Raw genomic sequence first — 547 nt, 5'->3', positions numbered from 1 at the left:
GTCCAGCCCAGCGCCCGCGCGGTGGTCTCGTGGCCGGCGCCGATGAAGGTGATGATGTTGTCCTCGACTTCCGCGCGCGTCAGCCCGTCCGGCCCTTCGGCCCGCAACAGAAGCGTCAGGAAATCCTGCGGCACGCCGTCGGGATCGCGCTTCAGCCGCTCCTGGCGCAGCCTAACCGTGTTGGCGACGATGTTGCGGAAATAGGCCATGGTCTTGCGGCCACGGATGCGGGTCAGCCTGGGCAGCCATTCCGGCGCGCGCAAAAGGTCGAGCGGATCGACGCGGCCCATTGTCTCGAACAGGCGGTCGATCTCCTTGGCGAAGCTGCCCGACTCACCCGCAATCTCGCCCGAAAACAACGTCTCGGCCAGGATGTCATAGGTGAGCAGCGTCATGTCGTGGGCGATGTCGGACATGCCGCCCGCCTCGTAGCGGGTGACGAATTCCAGCGTGCGCTTCAGCATCGGCGCGGCGAAGCCGAAGATGTGGCGCGGCGTAAAAACCGGCGCCATGGCCTTACGCGAACGCTTCCAGACCTCGCCCTCGG

At 66.2% G+C, this 547-nt stretch carries 1 protein-coding gene; it reads right to left on the bottom strand.

The genetic code is table 11. The annotated features are described in order from the left end of the window. A partial coding sequence (locus tag EN861_RS34290; RefSeq protein WP_135928204.1) for a cytochrome P450 occupies positions 1 to 547 on the bottom strand: 547 nt, incomplete at both ends.

Origin of the sequence: Mesorhizobium sp. M8A.F.Ca.ET.218.01.1.1 (assembly GCF_004791165.1) — a bacterium.
Classification (GTDB): Bacteria; Pseudomonadota; Alphaproteobacteria; order Rhizobiales; family Rhizobiaceae; genus Mesorhizobium.
The sequence above is the reverse complement of the archived record's forward strand: the minus strand, read 5'-3'. Positions and strand labels throughout refer to the sequence as shown.